20 protein-coding genes are annotated in these 20,713 nt (G+C 67.4%); 7 read left to right on the top strand and 13 right to left on the bottom strand.

Annotated features, from left to right (window positions below; genetic code table 11):
* Position 1: 1 nt before the first annotated feature.
* Positions 2-946 (top strand): TauD/TfdA family dioxygenase, encoded by a 945-nt coding sequence (locus ABZS69_RS46615; protein WP_355384878.1) that lies wholly within the window; start codon positions 2-4, stop codon positions 944-946.
* 68 nt (positions 947-1,014) lie between these two features.
* On the opposite strand, the gene ABZS69_RS46610 is transcribed toward ABZS69_RS46615, so the two are convergent.
* The 4 genes from ABZS69_RS46610 to ABZS69_RS46595 form a co-directional block, all read right to left on the bottom strand.
* Positions 1,015-1,209 carry a hypothetical protein gene (locus ABZS69_RS46610; protein WP_355384876.1) on the bottom strand — a complete coding sequence of 65 codons (195 nt, stop codon included), beginning with the start codon at positions 1,207-1,209 and terminating at the stop codon, positions 1,015-1,017.
* Positions 1,210-1,261: 52 nt separating this feature from the next.
* Complete coding sequence (locus ABZS69_RS46605) at positions 1,262-1,447, bottom strand: hypothetical protein (protein WP_355384873.1); 186 nt, start codon at positions 1,445-1,447, stop codon at positions 1,262-1,264.
* 602 nt (positions 1,448-2,049) lie between these two features.
* The gene (locus ABZS69_RS46600; protein WP_355384870.1) at positions 2,050-2,298 is read right to left on the bottom strand and encodes a hypothetical protein; all 249 of its coding nucleotides are present in this window, start codon (positions 2,296-2,298) and stop codon (positions 2,050-2,052) included.
* A gap of 159 nt (positions 2,299-2,457) precedes the next feature.
* Positions 2,458-5,706: a BTAD domain-containing putative transcriptional regulator gene (locus ABZS69_RS46595; RefSeq protein WP_355384867.1), complete on the bottom strand. Its 3,249-nt coding sequence runs from the start codon at positions 5,704-5,706 to the stop codon at positions 2,458-2,460.
* A gap of 117 nt (positions 5,707-5,823) precedes the next feature.
* Here ABZS69_RS46595 and ABZS69_RS46590 point away from each other — a divergent pair, with 117 nt between their 5' ends.
* The 3 genes from ABZS69_RS46590 to ABZS69_RS46580 all read left to right on the top strand — a co-directional run bounded on the left by ABZS69_RS46590 (position 5,824) and on the right by ABZS69_RS46580 (position 8,300).
* Positions 5,824-6,462 (top strand): hemerythrin domain-containing protein, encoded by a 639-nt coding sequence (locus ABZS69_RS46590; protein ID WP_355384864.1) that lies wholly within the window; start codon positions 5,824-5,826, stop codon positions 6,460-6,462.
* 35 nt (positions 6,463-6,497) lie between these two features.
* Positions 6,498-6,926 (top strand): DUF4267 domain-containing protein, encoded by a 429-nt coding sequence (locus ABZS69_RS46585; protein ID WP_355384861.1) that lies wholly within the window; start codon positions 6,498-6,500, stop codon positions 6,924-6,926.
* 63 nt (positions 6,927-6,989) lie between these two features.
* Positions 6,990-8,300 carry an FAD-binding protein gene (locus tag ABZS69_RS46580; RefSeq protein ID WP_355384858.1) on the top strand — a complete coding sequence of 437 codons (1,311 nt, stop codon included), beginning with the start codon at positions 6,990-6,992 and terminating at the stop codon, positions 8,298-8,300.
* Positions 8,301-8,676: 376 nt separating this feature from the next.
* Here ABZS69_RS46580 and ABZS69_RS46575 read toward each other — a convergent pair whose 3' ends face one another.
* Positions 8,677-9,408, bottom strand: coding sequence for an integrase core domain-containing protein (locus tag ABZS69_RS46575; RefSeq protein ID WP_355384855.1), 732 nt, complete (start codon positions 9,406-9,408; stop codon positions 8,677-8,679).
* Between the two features lie 917 nt (positions 9,409-10,325).
* Here ABZS69_RS46575 and ABZS69_RS46570 point away from each other — a divergent pair.
* Entirely contained in the window at positions 10,326-11,447 is a 1,122-nt protein-coding gene (locus ABZS69_RS46570; protein ID WP_355384852.1) for a hypothetical protein, read from the top strand.
* A 527-nt stretch (positions 11,448-11,974) separates the two neighbouring features.
* Here ABZS69_RS46570 and ABZS69_RS46565 read toward each other — a convergent pair.
* Positions 11,975-12,382, bottom strand: coding sequence for a UTRA domain-containing protein (locus ABZS69_RS46565; RefSeq protein WP_355384849.1), 408 nt, complete (start codon positions 12,380-12,382; stop codon positions 11,975-11,977).
* 307 nt (positions 12,383-12,689) lie between these two features.
* On the opposite strand from ABZS69_RS46565, the gene ABZS69_RS46560 reads away from it, so the two are divergent.
* Complete coding sequence (locus ABZS69_RS46560; protein WP_355384846.1) at positions 12,690-13,316, top strand: ATP-dependent Clp protease proteolytic subunit; 627 nt, start codon at positions 12,690-12,692, stop codon at positions 13,314-13,316.
* On the top strand, positions 13,313-13,903 hold the full coding sequence (locus tag ABZS69_RS46555; protein WP_192787173.1) for an ATP-dependent Clp protease proteolytic subunit: 591 nt from the start codon (positions 13,313-13,315) through the stop codon (positions 13,901-13,903). The genes ABZS69_RS46560 and ABZS69_RS46555 overlap by 4 nt, the downstream gene beginning before the upstream one ends.
* 25 nt (positions 13,904-13,928) lie before the next feature.
* Here ABZS69_RS46555 and ABZS69_RS46550 read toward each other — a convergent pair whose 3' ends face one another.
* From ABZS69_RS46550 to ABZS69_RS46520, 7 genes are all read right to left on the bottom strand, one after another.
* Entirely contained in the window at positions 13,929-14,303 is a 375-nt protein-coding gene (locus ABZS69_RS46550; RefSeq protein WP_355384843.1) for a helix-turn-helix transcriptional regulator, read from the bottom strand.
* Positions 14,304-14,533: 230 nt separating this feature from the next.
* Entirely contained in the window at positions 14,534-15,685 is a 1,152-nt protein-coding gene (locus ABZS69_RS46545; RefSeq protein ID WP_355384840.1) for a phospholipase D-like domain-containing protein, read from the bottom strand.
* 101 nt (positions 15,686-15,786) lie between these two features.
* Positions 15,787-17,298 (bottom strand): ABC transporter substrate-binding protein, encoded by a 1,512-nt coding sequence (locus ABZS69_RS46540; protein ID WP_355384838.1) that lies wholly within the window; start codon positions 17,296-17,298, stop codon positions 15,787-15,789.
* On the bottom strand, positions 17,295-18,119 hold the full coding sequence (locus ABZS69_RS46535; protein WP_355384835.1) for a hypothetical protein: 825 nt from the start codon (positions 18,117-18,119) through the stop codon (positions 17,295-17,297). Before ABZS69_RS46535 ends, ABZS69_RS46540 begins: the two co-directional genes overlap by 4 nt.
* 15 nt (positions 18,120-18,134) lie before the next feature.
* Complete coding sequence (locus tag ABZS69_RS46530; RefSeq protein WP_355384832.1) at positions 18,135-18,785, bottom strand: histidine phosphatase family protein; 651 nt, start codon at positions 18,783-18,785, stop codon at positions 18,135-18,137.
* Positions 18,782-19,795 carry a dipeptide ABC transporter ATP-binding protein gene (locus tag ABZS69_RS46525; protein ID WP_355384829.1) on the bottom strand — a complete coding sequence of 338 codons (1,014 nt, stop codon included), beginning with the start codon at positions 19,793-19,795 and terminating at the stop codon, positions 18,782-18,784. Before ABZS69_RS46525 ends, ABZS69_RS46530 begins: the two co-directional genes overlap by 4 nt.
* Complete coding sequence (locus ABZS69_RS46520; RefSeq protein WP_355384826.1) at positions 19,779-20,702, bottom strand: ABC transporter ATP-binding protein; 924 nt, start codon at positions 20,700-20,702, stop codon at positions 19,779-19,781. The genes ABZS69_RS46525 and ABZS69_RS46520 overlap by 17 nt, the downstream gene beginning before the upstream one ends.
* Positions 20,703-20,713 lie beyond the last annotated feature (11 nt).

The raw sequence follows: 20,713 nt of genomic DNA, 5'->3' as shown, positions 1-20,713 counted from the left end.
CGTGAAGACGACGTTGCTCGACCCCGACCGCGGCTTCCCGCTCTGCGTCGAGCCCGACGCCCCGACCGACCTGGCCGAGTTCGTGGCCGGGCACCGGGCCTGGCTCGGCGACCGCCTCGCCGAGCACGGCGCCGTGCTGCTGCGCGGCTTCGGCGCCGGCTCCCAGGAGGTTTTCGCCGCGGCGGTGGCGGCGATGGAGAGCCGACTCCTGAACTACGTGCACGGGAACTCCCCGCGGGAGAAGGTGTCCGACGCCAACGTCTATACCTCGACCGAGTACCCGGCCGAGCTCGACATCTCGCTGCACAACGAGCTGTCCTACGCCGGCCGGTGGCCGAGCCTGCTGTTCTTCCACTGCGTGGTGGCTCCGGAGAGCGGCGGGCAGACCCCGATCGCCGACAGCCGGGAGATCCTCCGCCGCATCCCGGCCGAGGTGCGGCGGAGCTTCACCGACAAGGGGCTGCTGTACCAGCAGCGGCTCCACGGCGGCGCCGGGCTGGGCAGGTCGTGGCAGAACACGTACGAGACCGGCGACCGGTCGGTCGTGGAGGATCACCTACGCTCGTTCGAGGTGGACTTCTCCTGGACCGCGCGGGGCGCCCTGCACACCCGCCAGGTCCGGCCCGCCACCGTGGTCCATCCCGAGCTGGGCCACGAGGTGTGGTTCAACCAGGCCGACCAGTGGCACTGGTCGGGCGCGGGCCCCGGCCTGGGCGAGGAGCTGCTCAACCTGGTCGGGGAGGACGAGCTGCCCAGCTCCTGCCATTACGGCGACGGGTCCCCCCTGCGGGTCGAGGACCTGGACGCCATCAGGCAAGCGGGCTGGGACAGCGCGGTGAGCTTCGACTGGATCCCCGGGGACCTGCTGATCCTCGACAACGTCCGGCTGGCCCACAGCCGCACCGCGTACAAGGGTCCCCGCCGCATCCTCCTCGCCATGACCTGACCGCCTCGGACGGCCACCCCGCGCCCGACATGCCGCCCGATCAGGGCCGTCATGGCGGGCGCCGGAGGTCAGGACCAGGTCACGGGGAGGGAATGGACGCCGTAGACCAGCATGTCGGTGCGCATCGAGATCCGCTCGGCGGGGATCGCCAGGCGCAGGTCCGGCAAGCGGGTGGGCCGGGTCCAGCCGAGGGTCTGTTTCCAGAAGCGGTAGGTGTGCTCCAGGTCGAACCTGCGCAGGAAGGCCTGCCAGCAGCGGTCCACGTCCGCACTGGTGGCGCCGGTTGTCGACGACCAGAGCCAGACCGGTGGGGCGTCACGGTCGCCGGGCAGGTGCTCGACTTTCAGCTGGATCAGGGTGCCCTCGATGATGGGTGGTGTCGGTGACCGTGGTCACGGCGGCTTCGGGCCAGGTGGCGGGGTCGGCCAGGGCGAACTCGCCGCCGTGTTCGGGTGGTCGTCCGTTGGTTCGCGGCAGTCGTGGTGGGGCGGGCAGACGCAAGACCCGGTCGGAGCGGATGCGTGTACAGGGCTGTTGACCTGCAATCTATCCTCGCTCCTCGGGTGCTTTCGCTTGCTGTATCTGATCTTTGTTCGGGGTGTGGGCCGGCTGATGTCGCCGGCTCGCAGCGACGCCTCCAAGGAAGCGGAAATCCTTGTCCTTCGGCATGAGGTGTCGGTACTGCGCCGTCAGGTCGCTCGTCCCAGGCCTGACTGGGCCGATCGAGCGATCCTGGCCGCGCTCATCCGGCACCTTCCACGGCGGCTCAGGGTGCATCGGATCGTGACGCCGGGCACTTTGCTTGCCTGGCATCGCAGGCTGGTCCGCGACCTGGCGACAGTTCCTGGCCTCCCAGGCCTCTGGCCTGCTGGCGTGCGACTTCGTGCACGTGGACACCGCGTTCCTCAAGCGGCTGTACGTCTTCTTCGTGATGGAGATCGCTCCGATTCAGCGCCGACAGGCTGTCGGAGGGTTGATAAACGAGTACCGGAGAGCAGCCTGGGGATCTTGTGAAACACCAGGTGGGAGCCGGTGTGCGAGTTCTGGCACGGCACAGGGCGTCCACTACGTGGGCTGACTTCCTGCGCTCGCAAGCCGACGCTCTACTGGCCTGCGATTTCATCGAGGCCGTCACCCTCAACGGGCAGCGCCAGTACATCCTGGCCGTCATCGAGCACGCCACCAGGCGCGCCCGCGTGCTTGGCACGACTGCTCACCCGAGCGCGAACTGGGTCATCCAGGCGATAAAGAATCTGGTGATGGACCTGGACGATGCGGGCTGCCGGGCGCGCTATCTGATCCGAGACCGGGACGGCAAAGTCCCCTCCCTCATGGACGAGATCCTCGCCCACGCAGGTATCGAGACCACCCTCACCGGTATCCGGGTGCCGAGGATGAACTCAATCATGGAGCGATGGGTGCAATCGTGCGAGCTCTTGGACCGGTGCCTCGAATGGAACGAACGCCACCTACGGCACGCCCTGCGCGCTGTGCGGCGCCGTGGGCAGAGGCTAGGTGGCCGTTCGCAACCGGGCCTCAGTGGCCCAGAGGGGTGCGTTCCATTGGTCGGCGATGGTGGCGGCCTGGGTGAAGTGAGCGGCGGCCTCGTGGTCGCGGCCGAGGAGGACGGCCAGCTCGCCGAGGGTGTGGGCGACCGGGCGCAGCGCCACCGACAGGCTCGTGGCGCCCGCCGGGGGGCCGTTGCGGTGCGGAAGCAGCGTCGCGTAGATCTCCTCGGCGGCGTCGCGGTCGTTCAAGGCGATGCTGGCCATCGCGCGCAGCGTGGTGAGGAAGGTGAAGAAGAAGTCGGGGCGGATCGGGCTGGGTGACGCGCGGACCTCGCGGGCTTCGGCGTCCAGGCCGTTGGCGTGGAGGGCGAGCGCGAGCAGGTCGGAGGTCATGGGGCCGAGCGCGGCGTGGAGGGCGCGAACGTCGTCCAGGTACGCGCCGAGCGTGCCGTCGTTCAGCCAGATCGTGGCCAGGGCGAGTTGGAGAAAGCCCGTGTGCACCGATCCGATGCGCCGCATGCCCTCGTCGGCCTTGATGTAGAGGAGTTCGGCGTCGGCAAAGCGGCCTTCGATGAGCGCCAAGCTTGCCAGCGCGATCTCGGCGGCGGCGATCGCCTCGCGCATTCGGTAGGTGCGCGCGAGTTCCAGGGCCTCGGTGATCACCTGGTGCATGGTCACCGGATCGTTGGCGGCGGCGGCGACGGCGGCATGGTTGAGCAGCCCGGTGACGCGGTAGACCGGCAGGTCGTGCTCGGTGCCGATCTCCACGAGTTCCCGGCAGAGCTCGGCGTCGCCGTGGACTTCGGCCAGGATCTCGAGTGCCGCAGCCCGCAACCGGGGTTCGGTGGCGAGGTCGAGTGCCTCCTGCACTGCCTCCAAAACGGTCGGGTCGTCCTCGCCGACCAGTTCGTGCGCGTACGCCGTCAGGAGCCGGGACCGCGCCGAAGGGGTCAGGTCACACTTCAGCAGGCGGCTCAGGCGGTCGACGATGGGCCGGTCTACTGTGCCGTACGTACGGGCCTGCCAGGCGGTCGGCTCTGTCCACGCGGTGAATGCGGCGATCATCAGGTCGTCGCGGCCCAGGGACTCTGCGTACTCCACGGCTTCACGGCGTGTCTCGCGGGCGGCTGCAACGGCTCCCGCCCGGATCTGCGCGCGCAGCAGCCTGCCGAGCAATTCGACGCGTTCGTCCGGTCCGGTCGAGTTGGTGACGGCGTCGGTCAGGAGATCGGCCGCCACGTCGTGGGCGTAGCGGGCCTCGGCACGCTCGGCGGCCTGGACGCAGTAGCCGACGGCCTTCGGTGAGCCGGCGCGCGCGTAGTGATGGGCCAGCGCCGCGATGTCGTCGGTGCCTTCAAGAGCGGCGGCGATCCGGGTGTGCATCCGGGTTGCACGCAATCTGCTGACGTCGGCGATGAGCGTGTCCCTGACGAGGGCGTGGACGAAGCGGATGAGGCCTGGGCCGGGCTCGTCGAGGAGCCCGGCGATGACGCCCGCGTCCAAGGCGTCCATCACCCCGTCCTCGTCGGTGTCGGCGGCCTTGACGAGGGCGTCCACTGAGCTTTCCCGGCCTGCGACCGCGGCGAGCCGGAGGACGGACACGCCTCCCTCGGGCAGGCGCGCGAGCCGGCGGCGCAGGACGTCCCGTACGCCTTCGGGGACCTCGGAGAGGGCGACCAGTGCGCCTTCGCCGTTCAGCAGCCGGGCGCTTTCGCGCACGTAGAACGGGTTGCCGCCGGTGCGCTCGGCGATCCCTGCGATGGTCTCCTCGTCGGCTTCGCATTCGGCCCGTACGAGCTCCGCGACGGCCTCGTCGTTTAGCCCCGGCAGCGCTAGGCGGAGGGGTGCGGCGCGCGCGAGGGAGGCCAGCGTTTCGGTGAGGTGCCCGCTCTCGTCCGCGCGGTACGCGGCGACGACCAGGATCGGGGCCCGCATGCCGAGGCCGCCGCCGAGCAGTTCCAGCGTGGTGGCGTCCGCCCAGTGCAGGTCGTCCAGCACGACGGCGACCGGGCGTTCCGTGGCGACCGTCGCGAGCCACTTCCACACGGCTTGGCGCAGGCGGAACCGTCCCGCGGTGGCGTCGGCGTTCGCCGGCTCGGTGTCGGTGAGCAGCGGCGCGAGGTCCCCCGCGAACTCGCCCGGGGAGGTGGACGCGACGACGGCTCTCAGCGCCTCAGTCCAGGCCCACGCGGGTGGCGCGCTGTCGACCTCGGGGCAGCGGCCGATGGCGACCAGCCATCCGTCACGTTCGAGCCGCCTGCCGAGGTGTTCCAGGAGCGTCGACTTGCCGAGCCCGGCCTCGCCGGTGACAAGGGCGATGCGGGCTCCGTCGGTGTCGGCCTCGGCAGCGGCCGCGACCAGTGCTGACAGCTCTGCCTCGCGTCCGACGAACGGCGCCTCGATGATTGGAGCCGTCCCCGGGAGAGGGGCCGTCTGCGGCCGCGGGGCGGTCAGCGGTAGCGGAGGCGTCTGCGGTGGCAGGGGCATGGTCGCACGCAGGACGTCTGTGCGCTGGGTGAGGATCGCCTCCTCCAACGCCGCCAGGTCCGGGCCAGGGTCGAGCCCGAGCTCCTCGGCGAAGATGCCGCGGGCGCGGCGGAGCGTCGCCAGTGCGTCGGCTTGGCGGCCGCTGCTCCACAGTGCCAGGGCGTGCAGCCGCCAGCCCTCCTCGCGGAGGGGCTCGTCGCGGGTGAGCCGCTCGGCCTCGGGAACCACCGGGACGGGGTCGCCGATCCGCAGACTCGCCGCGACGTGCAGCTCGGTGGCGACCAGGCGCAGCTCGTTCAGCCGGGCCGTCTCGGCGGCGGCCCACGGCTCGTCGGCGACCTCGGCGAACGCCGGCCCCTGCCACAGCCCCAACGCCTCGGCGAGCCGTGCCTGCGCGGCGCGTAGGTCGGTGTCCGTACGGGCCTGGCCGAGCAGGTCCTCGAACCGCCATGCGTCCACCGACTCCGGCGGCAGCCGCAGCGCATAGCCGGGCGACGCGCTCACCAGCAGCCGGGCCGGCGTGCGCGGCGGGCGCCCGGGCTCCAGCAATCGACGCAGGTTGGACACATACGCCTGCAGGGACATCAGCGCCCGCGCGGGCGGCTCCCCGCGCCACAGATCTTCGATCATCCGGTCGACCGGCACGACCTGCCCACGCGCCGCCACCAGCAACGCCAGCACGCCCCGCTGCCGCGGCCCGCCGAGGTGGACGGTCTCACCGTTCACCTCGGCCGCGAACGAGCCCAGCACCCGGATGAAGACCATGATCCGCACATCATACGTGGACGGTTCCAAATCGGCTCCAAGTCCCCTCCAAATACCCGGGAGCAGCCTGAACACATCGCAACCGCCCCGGTCGCGATCCAGCAGAGGCAGGAACAGATGAGCGTCAACACCCAGGACATGGAGATCGTCCACCGCGTGCTCCGCCGCGAGTCACGGCTGCTGATGGAGCTCGTCGCGGCCGTCACCCCGGGTGACACCGCTCGCGCCAAGGTGATCGCCGACCACTTCCGCGACTACCGCATGGGCCTGCACAACCATCACCAGGGCGAGGACGAGCTGCTGTGGCCGCCGCTCCTTTCCCGGGTGGACCTGGAGGCCGACATCGTCCTGCGCATGCAGGCCCAGCACGAACGCATCGCAGCCACCCTGACCAGGCTGGACGTCGCGGTCCCCGCCTGGGAGGCCACCGCGGGCGCCGACGAACGCCACACCCTCGTAGCCGCCCTCTCCGAGCACCGCGCGGTCCTGCTGGAACACCTCGACGACGAGGAAACCACCCTCCTCCCGCTCGCGGCCAAGCACATCACACAACAGGAGTGGGCCTCCCTGTGCGACCACCTGGTGAAAAACACCCCCAAGCTCACCCTGCTCACGCTCTTCGGCGCCGTTCTGGAAGACGCGAACCCGGCCGAGCGCGCCATCGTCCTCAGCGGCCTCGCCACCCCCGTCCGCGTCATCTGGCACGTCATCGGCCGCCCCCGCTACGCCCGCCACATCCGCCGTGTCCGCGGCTGAACCCTGCCCAGTCTGAACATCAAAGGAGAACAACCATGTCGCTGAAGAAGCTCAACACCGTCCTGGCCACCGCCGTCGTCCTGTTCACCCTCTACCTCGGGTTGTCCTTCGTCCTGCCCCTCGAGACGTCCTTCCCGGGTCTGCCGAACTGGCCCTCTGGCGACAGCGGCTTCCCTATCGTGAAGGGCAGCCGCGAAATCGCGATGGGCCTGGCCATGGGCATCCTGCTGGTGACGGGCCACCGCCGCGCCCTGGGCTGGGTCCTGCTGATGGTGGCCGTCGCCCCGTTCGGCGACATGGTCAACGTCCTGGCCCACCATGGCTCCACGGCCGCCGCGTTCGGCATCCACGGCCTGACCTCGGCGCTGATCGCGGTCACGGGGTTGCTGATCCTCCGCGAGACCAGCAAGGCGCGCAAGTCCCAAGAGACCGCCACCCCAGCGCCCGCCGCGCAGCCCGCCTGACGTCCCCTCAGTGCAGCACGGTATTCCTTCGCATTTTCTGAGAACTCGAAAAGGGAGACGACGTTGACGATCAACGATCTGCGCGGTGTCCTCAAGGGGCGCGTGCTCCTGCCCGATGACGACGGCTTTGAGCAGGCGGCCACCGCGTGGAATCTGACCGTCAGGCAGCCGGTGGCGGCCGTGGCGGAGGCCGCGGACGCTGATGACGTGGCTGCGCTCGTGCGTTACGCGCGGCGGGCGGGTATGACGGTGACCACGCAGCCGAGCGGGCATGGCGCCTCCGGTGATGCGGAAGGCCTGATCCTGCTGCGTACCGGCCTGCTGAACGAGGTGGAGGTACGCGCGCAGGAGCGCGTGGTCCGGGTGGGCGCGGGCGTGAAGTGGGGGCAGGTGCTGGCGGCGGCCGGTCCGCTGGGTCTGACCGGCCTGGCCGGCAGCGCGCCGGGGGTCAGCGTGACCGGCTACACCCTGGGCGGCGGGGTCGGCTGGTTCAGCCGCAAGTACGGCTTCGCCTCCGACAGCGTGCGGGCTGTCGACATCGTGGACGCCGATGGCGAGCCGGGCCGGGTGACCGCCGAGTCCGATCCCGAGCTGTTCTGGGCGCTGCGCGGCGGTGGCGGGGACTTCGCGGTGGTGACCGCCCTCGAACTCGAGCTGTATCCCGCGCCGGTCCTGTACGGCGGGCGCGTGATCTGGCCGGAGCACCGGACCAGGGAGGTGTACGACGCGTTCCTGGAGATCACCGCCGAGGCGCCGCGTGAACTCAGTGTCTGGATCAACCGGCTCCAGCCCCCCGGCGCGTCGCCGATGGTGACGCTGGATCTGGCCTACCTGGGTGAGGCGGCTCAGGGGGAGGACCTGCTGGTGCGCATCGACAAGATCGAGGGCGCGATCTCCGACAGCCGCGGCGTCGTCCCGGTTGCCGACCTGGGTGACATCGCCGCCGAGCCCACCGATCCGGCCCCATCCATCGCTCGTGCGGAGCTGCTCACCGGCCTGGACGCGGACGCGGTGGAGCTCCTGCTGGCCAAGCCGGTCGAACCGCTCATCAACGTGCAGATCAGGCACCTGGGCGGGGAGCTCGCCGAGCCGGGCGGCGGGGCCGGTGCGAGCGGCGCGGTGGCTGAGCCGTACCTGCTCGGCCTGCTGGGTCTCGGCCTGCCGCACGCGGCCGATGCGACGCGCGCCAAGCAGGCCGAGGTCGTGGCCGACCTGGAGGCCTACATCAGCGGCCGCAAGCCGTACACCGTGCTGTCCCCCGGTGACACGGCGGCGAAGTCCTTCTCCGGCAGCGCGCTCGCGCGGCTGCGGGAGATCAAGCGGGCCCGTGACCCGCACAACGTGTTCCGCGCCAACTACCCGGTGCTCGGATAGATCGGTTCCCAGCAGGTCACGGCCCCTCCGCTCACCGGGGCGGCGGGGCCGCACCGAACCCGCGTGACAGAACGTCACCGCGGACGCCTGCGAACTGCGCGCACGGCTCCGCAGCTGCGACGGCGACTCGACCGCAGCCCGCGCCCGCGCCCGCCAGGACGCCAGCACCTTCGGTGCCACGTCCGCGAACAGGTTCTCGGGCAGCCGATCGCGCGGCTCGCGGCCAGCTTGTCGATCTCACGCAGCATCCGACTTCAGGCTGATCTTGCCCGGCATCGCCTTGATCAGCGCCAGCATCGAATCGGCGCAGACCCTATCAGGGCGTCAGTCCCAGCTCACGCAGTTGCACGGTGTGGGTGCCGAATATTGCGTCTCCTCATGCGACCTGGGCGTATTCATGCAGGAGGCCGCCGAGGCGGTCCCGTCGGGAGACATTGATGTCGGCGTCGACCGGATCGGGTAGCTCCCGCAGAGGGTTGGCCTGTTTGAGAGCTCGGTTCGGACGATGCATATTGAAGGAGGTCTCGTACTCGGCGAGGACTTTGCGCAGGTGGCGTTCGTTCATGATGAGGATTCGGTCGAGTAGTTCGCGGCGTACGCTACCGACCCACCGCTCCATGATCGCGTTCATCCGAGGAGTCTGTGGTGCGGTGAGCACCACGCGGATGCCCTCGGTCGTGAACACTTCATCGAACAGCCTGGTGAACTTGCTGTCCCGGTCTCTGATCAAGAATCGGAAGTCGCCGGTCCGATCGCCCAGGTCGAGTATCAGGTTGCGGGCTTGCTGGGCGACCCAGCCGGCGGTTGGGTTCGCCGTGACCCCCAGCACGTGGACCCACCGGGTGGCGTGCTCGACCACGGCGAAGCAGTACAGCCGCGCGAGCATGACCGTCTCAACACTGAAGAAGTCGCAGGCCAAGATCCCCGACGCCTGGGCCTTGAGGAACTGAGCCCAGGTCGGACCGCTGCACTGGGGCGCTGGATCAAAGCCGACCCTCTTCAAGATCGCCCATACGGCGGCCGGGGACACCTTCCGGCCCAGGCCGGCAATCTGCCCAGCGATGCGCCGGTATCCCCAATCCGGATTTTCGGCGGCCAGGCGCAGCACCAGGGCTCGAATGGCGGGTCGGATCGGTGGCCCTCCCGGCCCATGCTTGGGATAGGTCCAGCATCGCTTCACCAAGTCGGCGTGCCAGCGCAGCAGCGTCCGCGGTATGACGAACAGCTGGCATCGGCGACATCGAGGCAGGAGTCGCACGAGCGCGGAAAAGATCGCCCGGTCCGCCCACGACGGCCGGGAGCGGCGATCTGGCGGCGGAGCACAGCCACTGATGCCGCAGTACCAGGATCTCTGCGTCCTTGGACGCCTGTGATCGGGCGAGCAGCGCGATCCAGCCGAACACCGGTAAGACGATCAAGTACAGCAGCCGCAGAGCCATCCCGCGATCCTGCCGCAGCCGAGCCATCGAACACAGCAAACCCCCAGATCAAACCCTCTGACACAATTTCGGCACCTACAGGCCCAGCACCGTTTTCGCGCGTACGCGTGACCTAAGGCTCCCGTTCAGTGGCCTTAGGCAGCTTGTCGTGCACGGCGAACCCGGTGGGGCATGGTGAATCGGAAGCGGTGAGGAGCGTGCTGGCGGCAGATGCTCAGCAAGCAGGTGCAGCAGGTCTTGGCTCGCTTCCGCTTGCTGGAGTAATTTGCGTCGAACTGCTGCCTTCGATTCGAATGCTTTCTGCGATTCTGAGAGCCGGCCGCTCAATGTGCCGCACCATCGCACGATTGTTCAAGATTGCGCAGGTCATGGCCGGGAAGTGACGCCGCCAGATTACTCCGAGCAGTTCAACGCGGGCGAATGCGATTCAGGCAAATCGCATCAGAAGCTGATGTTGGGCGCGCTGTCAAGCCCTTGAAGGAAGTCTTCATGCGCGACAGCTTCCCGAGGATGTAAAGCCGCAGACAAGTCCACCCGTCAAGTTGTCTTGCCTGCGGCACATCTCGCGATGCACTGAAAGGGTGCAATGCGTAACCGAGTGTGGGGAGCTCTCGTAGCGATCCTGTTACCGATCCAGTGGCTGGCGACACCTGCAGCAGCGCAGCCCAAGGCAGCCGCGAGGCGCACGCCCATCGACGTAACCTGGACCGGTGATTCAATCGAGACTACACGCGACCAGGCGCGTGCTGCCCGAAGCCGGCAGAAGTCGCTTCCTGCTGCACTGAAGGAAGCACAAGATACATTCATCAAGGACACCGCTGCAGAAGGTCGGCGTTACGATGCAGCCGACTTGGACGTGTTCGAAATGACAGTGCCTGCGCAAAGGACCGAGGACGGCATTCAGCGCAGCGTCATCGCCACTGTGCCCAAGGGCTACGACCTCGAGCGAGTCCGACTGGTGGAAGATGGCCCAGCGGTACTCGCCGTAGCAGAAGGTGCACCAGCGGATGCAGTGTCCGGTAACGGCGTTGGCACTACCGCAACCTGGAATCCGAACGATGGCGGGGACTTCCTGCTAACCATCAAGCGTGGTAACGAATGGCTGGGGAAGCTTCACTCCATGTGGCAATCCCAGAGTGTCGAGGATGACAGCAAGTCCGCCGACTGGCACGGGTATACCAACAAAGGCGTCGCCACTCCCAACGAGAATCTGAGCGGAACAAGCGACTTCGAGATAGGCAACGCAAGACTCGAATCCACCGCCTATGACGAGGAAACCGCCAGCCACCCCGTATATGTGGGCGGCCAGTGGCAGGACTACTCTCCCGCCATAGATTTCGAGGGGGACTGTGACACAACCGAGTACACCGCGACGGCCAGCATAGGGGCAGTAGGCCTAGAGATTCCGATCAAGTTCGTCGACTGCGACGAATATACTGTTAAGGTGGATACGGACCGGCCTTCGGACTACTCCATAGAGGTAGACCAGGGATCGTGGCTGAAAGATGGCGCCTACGAGCTGGGTTTCGCCCTCGGGCTCAAGACCAATGCTAATGTCACCCTCAAATGGTGGCAATATGCCTGGCTGCAACTGGTTGACCAGGCAAGTGGTGAAGTCTTCGAATGCGGGACAGGTGGGACCTACATATGCGAGGTAGAAAACCAGGAAAGAAATCGCGCAAGGCCGGATCGCTCACCGCAAGGCTAGGATGAGCCCATCATGAGCCAAGGCTTCACACGTGCCGCATACAACGCTTACTGGCTGCTTGTTGTGTTGACGTGTGGAGCCTTGGCTGTTTCGTCGTGCGGAAATGATGGTGCGTACAGTCACATATCCCGCGAGTCAATCGAGCGGGCAGTGGACGAGTATGGAGGGCCGCTGCTCGTGCCGCTGGGCGTGCCTGCAGGTTATCGGATCATAGGAACGGATTCTTTTCCTCGTGCCAAGGCTGGCACATACAAGCGATGTGTCCAATTTCAGCGGATCGAGACCGCCACAATCGGAGCCTTTTGCACTGAAAGCGCCAGCGAGGATCGGAATCCATATCCATGGATCCCTAATGATCGGGTCTTGCGCAGAGAAGAGCCCAAAGGCTTTGTAGTATACATCTTCGCGATGGAATCCGAACCAGCCATTCTCAGAGATTGGGCGAACATTCCCTTCACGAAAGACTTGAACTCGGTTTCATGGTTCAGCCAGCCTGTGGAGTCTTAAGAGATGCGCCGCAGTGCCATTTACAGGACTACCTGCTCCTCCACGAACCTGATCCGCGTCGGGTTGGCGACGAACCGCAGCAGTTCGACGAGGCGCCCCTGCCGATCGGCGATCACCTGGTCATAGGTGAGGACAAGTGCTCGCCGCTCGAGTTTCAGGACCTTGGCCTCCACGTCGGTAGCCTGGCGAACGGCGATCACGCGATGCACGATGGAGTGCGACTCCAGGCCGGCGTCGGTGAGGCCGCGGTGGACGCCGCGCAGGACCTGGCCGCGCTTCGCGAGCGGGATGACACTGACGAGCTCAAGGGGGTAGATCGCCTCGTCGAGGCGGACCACGGTGCCGCCGGTGGTGGCACGTCGATGACGGGTAATCACCGCGCGCCCTATTGAAGCCTGCACCGCTTCAGAAGTCGTCCGAGAGGCCACCGTGATTCCGGACAGCCATGCGCCTGCCGATAATTACATCCGCTCAGGTCACGGCCATGCTGGACTTCGCCTGGCGTGCACCAGTTCCGGCCATCAGGACACGGAACCAAGTGCGGCAGGATGGTCGGCCGTGCTCCTTCGCCTGGCCTACCTCACCCTCGCCAACACCTTCGCCGCCTGAAGCCGACCCGAGCGCCCTGCGGAGCGCGACCATACGCCCCTGCTCAGGAGCTCACGCTGCTCAGAGCAGATCTGCCGCAGGCGGATCGTGTCGACGCCGATGCGAATCGCCTCACATGATGGACGCATGAGCGAAGAATCGACACTTCCCCTGTTCAACCAGCGGATGAGACGCGAGCTTTACGAGCAGCGTGTTCTCGTTCTCGACGGCCCTCTCGACGACGACAACGGGACACTGCTGGCCACGCAACTGATAGCACTCGCCACCCAGGACGCGTCGACCGATATCGCATTGTGGATTCACTCCCCGGGCGGCTCGGTCCCCTCGATGCTGGCGATTCGCGACATCATTCGCCTCATTCCCTGTGACGTATCGACCCTCGTGCTGGGCATTGCTTACAGCGCCGGGCAATTCCTGCTGTCATCGGGGACCCGAGGCAAGCGCCGCGCCCTGCCGCACGCACGCGTCCTGATGCACCAGGGCTCGGCGGGAATCGGTGGCACCGCGGTCGACATCGAACTGCAGGCCGGCGACCTCCGGCATACTCGTGACACGGTGCTCGGTCTTATCGCCGAGGACACGGGCCAGCCTGTCGAGCGCATATTCGAGGATTCTCTGCACGATCGTTGGTACACGGCGCAAGAGGCGCTCGACTACGGTTTCATAGATGCGATCGTGCAGACCTTCGACGAAGTCGCGCCTCACAATCGCCCGCGGCCCGGATTCGGCGTCACCGAAGGAGTCGGCAAGTGACCACATATACGATACCGAACGTCATCGCGCAGAATCCCCGTGGCGAGCGGATCATGGATGTCTACTCGCACCTGCTCACCGAGCGAATCGTTTATCTGGGCACCGCGATCGACGCGGGCGTCGCCAACGCGCTCATCGCGCAGCTGATTTTTCTGGAGTCGGACAACCCCGATGCCGAAATACAGTTCTATATCAACTGCGAAGGTGGTGATCCGAGTGCGATGCTCGCGATATACGACACCATGCGCCATATCCGCCCGCGGGTTTCGACAACCTGCGTCGGACAAGCCGTCGCGGTCGGCGCCGTCCTTCTCGCCGCGGGTGCCGAGGGAAAACGTGCCGCTCTCCCCCACGCACGCGTGATCCTGCACCAACCAGCCGCTCAGGGGCGCGGAACAATCCCCGACCTCATCTTGCAGGCCGACGAGGTTGTACGAGTCCGGGCAGACATCGAGCGCATCCTGTCACGGCACACCGGCCAGACGATCGAGACCCTACGCGCCGACACCGATCACGATCGCGTGTTCACCGCGACCGCGGCCTTGGAGTACGGGCTCCTCGATCAGATCATCGAGGAGCACTCATAGACCCGAGAACAACCCCGGCAAGCCGCTAAGCGGCCAGAGCATACGCCGCCGAGCAGACAGCACCCCTCGACCCGCTGGGCTGAGCAGACCGCAAACTCTCTGCGACAGCAAGAGTCAGATCGACCAGGGTCACATCCAGCGCGCCGGCGACCGCGGCGATCATTTCACTCGACGGCTCCTTGACGCCTCTTTCCATCTCGGAGAGATATTGCGGCGAGACTCCGGCGCGACCCGCCGTCTCACTCAACTTCTCGCCCCGCTGTTGACGAAGGCCCCTCAGACACTCACCGAGCACCTGCCGCCACAGCGGCTCGCGAGCCGGAGAGGGCTTGAGGGCGGTCCGATCGCTCGCTGGACGTAGCGGCGAGATGGAAGATGGCTGCGGGATGGAAGAGGCCATACTCCACACCATAGGTAGACAGCGCTGTCGAGTTCCGCCGGCTTCGCGCAGAGCGGAACCAGTCCCTGCCTCCTCCGTTCGGCCTCAGGCGCACCTGCGCGCTCACCACGGGGTCACCGCGGCGGCGAGCGCTCGGGTGACGTTGGTGACCAGCCGCGGCCTCGTGTGACTACCGGCTTATGAGGAACGGCGCCGGCTTTCGTGCCGGTGCCGTTGGTCATCCTCGTTCACTACTGCTTTCCCGCGACCGCGCCGACTTCCCACAGCCGTGCGAAGTTGGCGCCGTACGCCTTGAGGATGCCGTGCTCCGAGAGTTCGACCATCGCCTCGTCGTTGCGTAGCAGCGAGGTGGCGTTGAAGTTGTGACTGCCGGTCATCACCCAGCCCTGCCCGGAACCGCGGCCGGTTGGGTCGGTGACCACGATGTACTTGGAGTGGATGCGGCCGGCCGGGGTCGAGCCGTCGAGCACCCTCCGCTGCACGCCGGCGGAGTCCAGCGCGGCGGTGACCGCGTCGTCGGCCAGACCGTGCACGACGCGTACCTGGCATCCCGCGGCCACCAGCGCCGCGAGCTCGTCGACGATCGCGAGGCGGGTGGCGTCCCACTCGGACTGGCCGATCTCGACCCGGGTGCGGCCCTCGGTCTTGCAGCCGACCTGGCTGAGTCGCCGGGCGATCGGGTCTCGGTCGGCGACCGGATAGAACTGGGCGGTGACCTGGCCACCCCGCATGCCGGTGGTGACGGTGGTGTCGTAGTCGGGGTTCTGCACCTCGGCGGCGAGGTCGTCGAAGTACTTTCCGTATCCCTCGAAGAGCTTACGGTTGCCGGGCAGCACGACCAGGTTGTTCCAGTAGCTGGTGGAGTTGACGTCGGTGATGTTGTTCGAGGCCTGTACGACGACGTCGTGCTGACCGCCGGTCTCCGAGTAGAGCGAGAACTTGTTGTGCATGCCCTTGGTGCCCTGGCAGGAGGTGGTGTTCCCTTCCGGGCTCATGTGGCTGCAAACGTGCACCCATGAGGGGGCCGACTTGTCGGTTCCGAGGGTGCGGATCAGCCCTTGGGCGGCGGGGTTGTTGACCTGATAGCCGTCCATGACCATGCGTATCCGGACGCCACGGCGGTACGCGTCGAGCAGCACCGTCGCGTAATCGGCGCCGGCATCGCCTGATACGACGAACTCGGCGATCTCGATCGACGACCCGGCCGGGGCCTGCTTGATCAGCGAGCAGATCCGTTCCACGACCGCGGTCGGGGCGCCGGCGACAGGGTCGTTGAAGGCGGCGCCGGTCTCGACCGGTACCTCGGTGGCGTTACGGCAGGCGCTGCGGGCGGGCTCCGGGAGGGAGGCCTGAGCGGTGGGGGCCCCATACAAGGTGGCCAAGGCGGCAAGACCGACAAGTACGACAGGGCGGAGGGAGCGGATTCGAGGCAATGGAGTGTCTCCTGCAAAAAGAAGGGGGGTTGGATGAACGGCTCCAGCAGCTATCCGACGGACACTTGCGAGAAGTCCGGCCGCCCGTTGACCGGCATCTCCAATCCCTTGACGTTGTCACGGACGGCGTAGTTGTTCTTCAGATCCACGGGGAAGATGCCGACCGCGTCATCCCAGATGATCTTGTCGGCCTGCGCGTACAGCGTCTTGCGCTCGTTCTGGTCCAGCGACCCGCGCGCCTTGGCCAGGATCGAGTCCAGATCCTTGTTGCAGTAGCCCATCCGCTTCGCCGCACAGGTGTACAGCCGGTTCAGAGTGAAGTCGGCGTCGCCGGTGCCGGTGGTGTTGGTCTGCAGGTTCATGTCCCAGTTCAGCGCGCCGAAGTCCTTGAGCCAGGTCGCCCGCTCCTTCTCCTGCGGCTGCACCTTGATGCCGACCTTTTCCCAGGACGAGATGAACGCCTGCGCCATGGCCTTGATGTTCGGCCCGCCTGCCAGCGGCCACTGGATCGTGGTGTCGATGCCGTTGGGATATCCGGCCTCGGTGAGCAGTTGCTTTGCCAGAGCCGGGTCGTAGGAGTACGGCTCCAGCTGGGTCGACCCGAAGACCGCCTGGGTGACCGGCGATTGGGCCGCTGCGCCGAGGTCTCCGAACAGGTCGCCGACGACGCTCTTGATGTCGATCGCATGCAACATGGCCTGGCGTACCTTGACATTGTCGAACGGCTTGTTGTTCTGGTTGAACCAGATGAAGTAGTAGTTGAAGCTCGGGCCGACCCCGTACTTGATTCCGTCCACGCCGGACACCTCGGCCACCTGGTCCGGCGGGATCGACGCGAGCACGTCCACCTCGTCGTTGTTCAGCGCGGTGATCCGGGCCGAGATCTCCGGCATGTTGAGGACCTCGAGCTTCGCCACCTTGGCCTTGGTGCCCCAGTATGTGTCGTTGCGGCTGAGCACCACTCTGTCGTCGGGGCTGAACGAGTCGAACTTGAACGGTCCGGTGCCGATCGGCTTCTGCCAGTACGCATCGCTGGTGACCTTGTCGCCCTGGCCGATGAACACCAGGGACAGGGTGCTGGGCAGGGTGCCCAGCGGTGCCGAAGTGTGGAACGTCACCGTGTGGTCGTCGGTGGCGTCAATGCCGGTGACCGAGGCGAGCAACGGGTCCAGCGCCCCCTTGAGGCTCTTCAGCCGCTCCACGGACCCCTTGACGTCCTTGGCGGTGAAGGCGCTCCCATCGCTGAAGGTCACCCCGTCGCGGAGGTGGAACACCCACGTCTTCTCGTCAGGGCTCTCCCATGACGTGGCCAGCTTCGGGGCCGCCTGGCCGTCCTTCATGACAGTGAGCGTCTCAAGCCCCTGCTGGACGGTGGTCTGGACGGCCTCTTCCGCAGGGAACTGCTGGACATCAAGCGATACGGGGAACAGTTGTGGCGCGTAGCGCAGCACCTGGCCCTCGGTCTCGGAGCCGGCCGAGCCGCCGGAGCCGCCGCAGGCCGCGAGGCCCATCACAAGGGCGACTGCGGCGAGGCAGCCCATGGCCCGGGATCGTGCGATCATTGCCTCTCTCCTTGATTAATTTGAGCTGATGCCGCGGCCGATGGCAGGGTGAAGGTCGCCGCGACGGGCTTGTGGTCCGACGGGGCGTTCCCTGCCGAGAAGAACTCGACGACCTCGCTGGCCCGGGTGGCGATCGGGCCTCGGGAGAAGATCCAGTCGATGGCCTTGGACGGGGACCCCAGCGGGGAGAGGCGCGTTCCGCGGTCGGCGACGAACGGCAGTGGCTCCACGGGGTGGGTGACCGGCGACGTGCGTCCCAACGCGGTGAACGAATCGAGAAAGCCGCCGTTGCCGAGCACCCACAACGGCTGCCCGATGTCGTTGATGTCCACCGTGAACAGGCAGGCCGCGTCGCCGGCGATTTCATCCAGCGCCGTGACCACCCGCTCCGCCTGTCCGGTTCGCAGGTTGCGGCCATCCGCCCGCTCCTGTGCGTGGCCCGGCCACGTCAGGTGTGCGGTGGAGAACACCAGCGGCCGTGCGTCGCCGGCTCTGGGCTGCAGCCGCACCCAGAACAACCTGGCGTTGGCATCGAGGATGCCGACGTCTCGGGTCCCGTACTCCACGAGATCGAACAGTTCCCGCCGCCACCACAGATTGCTCTGCGCTCCCCATCCGGGGAAGTCGTCGTGCACCCGTTCGTGTCCGGGCAGCGCCTCGTCCACCACCGCGCGCGAGCGAGGACGAAGTTCCTGGGTCGCCAGGAGATCGGGGGGCCGGGTGGAGAACAGGTCATGGATCGCCGGCTCTCGCTGCTCCAGATGCCAGTCACCCCACAGGTTGTAGGTCATCACGACGAAGGTGAACGATCCGGTCAGCATGCTGGTCCTCTCGATTCAGTCGGTGCGCGCGGCGTCAGCGGCCCGTGCGGTCGGCGAGTTGTACTCGACCACCGAGTTGTTCTGCTGTCCGCCCGCGTAGCCGATGACCGTCAACGAGGCGTTCACCGGCGGGGCGAAATTGAGGTGACCGGGCGACGGCAGGCGCAGTGCGGCGGCGGCGGCCACCCGAATCGGGCCACCGTGGGTGAACACGACGACCGTCGCGCCGCCGGCCGCCATGTTCCCGGCATCGACGAGCGCCGCCCACACCCGCCGGCGCATCTCGGCGAACGTCTCGCCCCCGCCGCGCCGCACATCGACCCCGCGACCGACCGCCGCGAGATCATCCGGGTGCTCCTCGGCGATCTCGGTGAAGGTCCGGCCGACCCAGGTGCCGATGTCGGCCTCGCGCAACCGGGCATCCAGCACGGCATCGAGGTCAAGGTGGCGCAGGTACGCACTCGCCGTATCCCTGGCCCGCGGCAGATCGCTCGAGACGACCAGATCGGGCGTTCCGAAGCGGACCAGGAGCTCGGCCGCGGCCACCTCGGCCTGCTCGAGACCGGCCGCGGTGAGCCCCGAGTCGGCCTGTCCCTGGTAGCGCTCCTCGACGTTCCACACCGACTCGCCGTGGCGGACGAGGACCAGGCGGACCCTGCCGCTCATTTCGAACCTGCCGAAGAGACCGGCAACTCGGGGAAGTGACATGCGGAAGAGTGATCGCCCAGCCGATCGGCGAGCGCGGGCTCCTCCGTGACGCACCGATCCTGTGCCTTCCAGCACCGGGTACGGAACCGGCAGCCGGACGGCGGCGACACGGGCGACGGAATGTCGCCGGCGAGGATGATCTGCCGCCGTTGTGGCGAGGCCCAGGGGCGGGGCACCGGCACCGCGGACAACAACGCCTGCGTGTACGGGTGCACCGGCGCGGCGAATATCTGCTCCGTCGTCCCCATCTCCACCACCTTCCCGAGGTACATCACCGCCACCTCGTCACTGATGTGCCGCACCACGGACAGGTCGTGGGCGATGAACAGGAAGCTGAGGCCCAGTTCCACCTGCAGGTCGGCGAGCAGGTTCAGGACCTGCGCCTGCACCGAGACGTCCAGTGCCGACACCGCCTCGTCGCAGATCACCAGCCGCGGCCGGAGCGCCAGCGCCCGGGCGATACCGACGCGCTGGCGCTGCCCGCCGGAGAACTGGTGCGGGTACCGGTCGGCATGATCCGGGTTCAGCCCGACCCTGGCCAGCAGGTCCTTCACCTCGGTGGCCCACCGGTCGCGGGGCACCACACCGGGGTTGATGAGCCAGGCCTCGCTGATGATCTGTTCGACGGTGAGCCGGGGATTCAGCGACGCGTACGGATCCTGGAAGACCATCTGGATCTTCCGGCGCGCCTGCCGCAGGTCCGCCCCCGGCAGGGTCAGCAGGTCCTGGCCATCGAAGAGCACTTGACCGGACTCCGGCGGTTCCAGGCCGATAACGGTTCGCGCCAGCGTCGTCTTGCCCGAGCCCGACTCGCCGACCAGGCCCAGCGTCCGGCCCGCGGGCAGGTCGAACGAGACACCCGAGACGGCCTGGACGGCGCCCGCCTTTCGCCGCAGCAAGGCGGAGCGGATCGGGAAGCTGGTGTGCAGGTCTCTTACCGACAGCAGCGGGTCAGCCGGGGACGACATCGGCGGCGACCTCCTTCGTGTGGTGACAGGCGGCGCGGTGCGACTCGGGCCGGGCGGGCACCGGCATGAGCTCCGGCCGCTCGGTGCCACAGATGTCGGTGGCGAACTCGCAACGGGGCTGGAACGGGCAACTTGCGGTCAGCCGCATGAGGTCCGGCGGCGAACCCTTGATGGGCACCAGCCGTTCGCGCGGGCCGTCCAGCGCCGGGATCGAGGCCATCAGGCCGCGGGTGTACGGATGCGCGGTCGTTTCGTAGACCTCGCGCAGCCCGCCGGTCTCCACCACCCGACCCGCATACATGAGCATGACCCGGTCGGCGACGCCGGCCACCACGCCAAGGTCGTGGCTGATGAGGATCATCGCCATGCGGTGTTCCGCCTTGAGTTCGGCGAGCAACGCCATGACCTGTGCCTGGACCGTGACGTCCAGGGCGGTGGTGGGTTCGTCGGCGATGAGCACACGGGGCTGAAGGGCGATCGCCATCGCGATCATCACCCGCTGCCGCATGCCGCCGGAGAACTGGTGGGGATAGTCGTCGACCCTGCGCGCGGCCGCCGGGATACCCACCCGGTCCATCAGCTCGATCGCCTTGCGTCGCGCCTCGGAACGGGAGGCGCCACGACGGCGCCGGAACAATTCGCCGATCTGCGCGCCGACCCGGAAGACCGGGTTGAGGGAGCTTAGCGGGTCCTGGAACACCATGGCCAGGTCGGTCCCGTTGAGTCGACGGGTGTCGGACCGCGGGCGGGCCAGCAGATCCGTGCCGTCATAGACGATCCGGCCGCCGGCCACCTGTCCCGCCGGTCGCGGAACCAGCCCCATCAGGGCCTGGGCGGTGACGCTCTTGCCACTGCCGGTCTCGCCCAGTATGGCCAGGGTCTCCCCTTCGGCCAGGTCGAAGCTCACCCGGTCGACGG

Origin of the sequence: Nonomuraea sp. NPDC005650, assembly GCF_040605375.1 — a bacterium.
In the GTDB taxonomy this organism is placed as follows: Bacteria; Actinomycetota; Actinomycetes; order Streptosporangiales; family Streptosporangiaceae; genus Nonomuraea.
The sequence above is the reverse complement of the archived record's forward strand: the minus strand, read 5'-3'. Positions and strand labels throughout refer to the sequence as shown.

Coding starts and splice junctions, on each gene's coding strand:
- ABZS69_RS46595 (WP_355384867.1), bottom strand. CDS start 5,706: ATGGTCTTCATCCGGGTGCTGGGCTCGTTCGCGGCCGAGGTGAACGGT.
- ABZS69_RS46590 (WP_355384864.1), top strand. CDS start 5,824: ATGAGCGTCAACACCCAGGACATGGAGATCGTCCACCGCGTGCTCCGC.
- ABZS69_RS46585 (WP_355384861.1), top strand. CDS start 6,498: ATGTCGCTGAAGAAGCTCAACACCGTCCTGGCCACCGCCGTCGTCCTG.
- ABZS69_RS46570 (WP_355384852.1), top strand. CDS start 10,326: ATGCGTAACCGAGTGTGGGGAGCTCTCGTAGCGATCCTGTTACCGATC.
- ABZS69_RS46560 (WP_355384846.1), top strand. CDS start 12,690: ATGAGCGAAGAATCGACACTTCCCCTGTTCAACCAGCGGATGAGACGC.
- ABZS69_RS46550 (WP_355384843.1), bottom strand. CDS start 14,303: ATGGCCTCTTCCATCCCGCAGCCATCTTCCATCTCGCCGCTACGTCCA.
- ABZS69_RS46540 (WP_355384838.1), bottom strand. CDS start 17,298: ATGATCGCACGATCCCGGGCCATGGGCTGCCTCGCCGCAGTCGCCCTT.
- ABZS69_RS46535 (WP_355384835.1), bottom strand. CDS start 18,119: ATGCTGACCGGATCGTTCACCTTCGTCGTGATGACCTACAACCTGTGG.
- ABZS69_RS46530 (WP_355384832.1), bottom strand. CDS start 18,785: ATGAGCGGCAGGGTCCGCCTGGTCCTCGTCCGCCACGGCGAGTCGGTG.
- ABZS69_RS46525 (WP_355384829.1), bottom strand. CDS start 19,795: ATGTCGTCCCCGGCTGACCCGCTGCTGTCGGTAAGAGACCTGCACACC.